At 41.2% G+C, this 1556-nt stretch carries 4 protein-coding genes; 2 read left to right on the plus strand and 2 right to left on the minus strand.

The genetic code is table 11. The annotated features are described in order from the left end of the window. Positions 1-33: 33 nt before the first annotated feature. Positions 34-462, minus strand: a complete 429-nt coding sequence (locus G1O98_RS38135) for a hypothetical protein (RefSeq protein WP_243458671.1) — start codon at positions 460-462, stop codon at positions 34-36. Between the two features lie 227 nt (positions 463-689). Between G1O98_RS38135 and G1O98_RS39170 the strand changes: the two genes are divergently transcribed. Both G1O98_RS39170 and G1O98_RS38145 read left to right on the plus strand, forming a co-directional pair. Next, complete coding sequence (locus G1O98_RS39170; protein ID WP_175587036.1) at positions 690-911, plus strand: hypothetical protein; 222 nt, start codon at positions 690-692, stop codon at positions 909-911. Next, positions 898-1203, plus strand: a complete 306-nt coding sequence (locus G1O98_RS38145) for a hypothetical protein (protein WP_243458672.1) — start codon at positions 898-900, stop codon at positions 1201-1203. The genes G1O98_RS39170 and G1O98_RS38145 overlap by 14 nt, the downstream gene beginning before the upstream one ends. A gap of 78 nt (positions 1204-1281) precedes the next feature. Here the strand turns inward: G1O98_RS38145 and G1O98_RS39555 are convergent. After that, positions 1282-1556, minus strand: a 275-nt coding sequence (locus G1O98_RS39555; RefSeq protein ID WP_207794534.1) for a hypothetical protein, incomplete at its 5' end; no start/stop codon positions are given.

Raw genomic sequence — 1556 nt, forward strand, 5'->3', positions numbered from 1 at the left:
CGATTACTTTCATTGACTTTACGGCAGTCAGTGTTACTGCTGACTGCTTTTCTCTAGCCTTTTAGTCCAAAGTCCAGATATATAACAACCAGCGTGACCGATTACTTTATCAGGATAGTATTGAACGCTCAATGATAGCCAATCACAATCACCCAACAAGCCAATTTTCTCAGAAGCTTGTTTTAATTCCTCATATTCTTTGTGATTGCACTTTACTGGAGCAGAAAGACTCGCTTTTACCTCTGCAACAGCGCGTTTGAATGGCTCTTTGTGATATCGAGCATAGCCGTGGGTCATTTTTACCCAAACGATATCATCACTGTTGATCCAGATAGTTACTACATCTTCGGGCTTGCAGTTTTTGGAGTAGTCCGACTGATTGACGATGGTTGCAATGATTTGGCGATCCTGTGTGGTTAACGGATCTTTTGTTGGCGCAGGGGCTAAACTTTGTGTCATCATTAGCAAATACCTCTTAAATGGGTAAAAGAGCGATCGCAAGTTTTCCAGACGCAGCGATCGTCCTATTTTTATTAGTAAGTTTGTTGTGCTTGCACAACACTCTCAATCTAGATTTGGCGAAGCCTTATAGAACCCATTTGGGATCTTGGAAGAACGGGTAAAATGAGAAATAAATGCCGTACTCCAGCAGCTTAAGCGACGCATAGTGGGCAATCATTGAACCACTATTGTCACAGAAAAAGCAAGCCAGACCACCAAAGTGGACAAAGCGACAAATCTTAGATGGTATCTTGTATCAACTCAATGCAGAAATACGTCCTGAGAGTTTTGCGATCGCCCATAGCGCTCTTGTAAAATCATTTTCAATTGTTGAGAATTCGCAAGAGAAAAAAGTTTATGGCACATCTGTCCGGTCAAGACCCCTCGGAAATCACAATGGCAACGGTTGATGAAGAACGAAAAGGCGCAACTTTCAGAGGTACGGTCATCCTTGGTATAGATCCTGATGCTGGGGAAGTCGTTTTCTTTAGAGACTTTTTAATTGAAGATTATAAAGGCGAACTTACCGCAAATCTTGCAACAGATGGCGATATAACGAAAAGCATTGATTTAGGCGAACTCGTTCATAAAAGCCCCAGTTTTAGGCTGCCAATTCCGATGGGAACGGATACATTACCCTACAATACAGTCGTGTTGAGCGACAAAAAAAGCAAGAAAAAAATCCTGACGATCAATCTATAAAATTTGTAACTTAGCTTGTAGTTCAGCCAAATTCGATTGCCCTCCTGTATATATCTCAAATGGGTTCTATAAAAGTGTTCAAGGGTAAAGCGTATTAACTGATGTCAAAACACCAGACAGCACAAAGCTGTAGAGAAGATATTGGGATATTACCGTGTCCTCTGTACAGCCATGTGATAAGAATTGATTGAAAAGGCGATTGCATACTACTGAGTACGCAATCGCCTTAATTCGGGAAAGATTGAAGTTTTTACAACCAGTTTTCAGACTTAGTTTGGTATTAAACTCAACGAGATTGTCACCAATCCCGTTGGTCTTCAAAACCGTGCGTAAAAGTTTCCCGTTACACGGCT

The sequence above is a fragment of the Nostoc sp. UIC 10630 genome (genome assembly GCF_010747425.1).
GTDB lineage: Bacteria > Cyanobacteriota > Cyanobacteriia > Cyanobacteriales > Nostocaceae > Nostoc.

Coding starts and splice junctions, on each gene's coding strand:
- G1O98_RS38135 (WP_243458671.1), bottom strand. CDS start 462: ATGATGACACAAAGTTTAGCCCCTGCGCCAACAAAAGATCCGTTAACC.
- G1O98_RS38145 (WP_243458672.1), top strand. CDS start 898: ATGGCAACGGTTGATGAAGAACGAAAAGGCGCAACTTTCAGAGGTACG.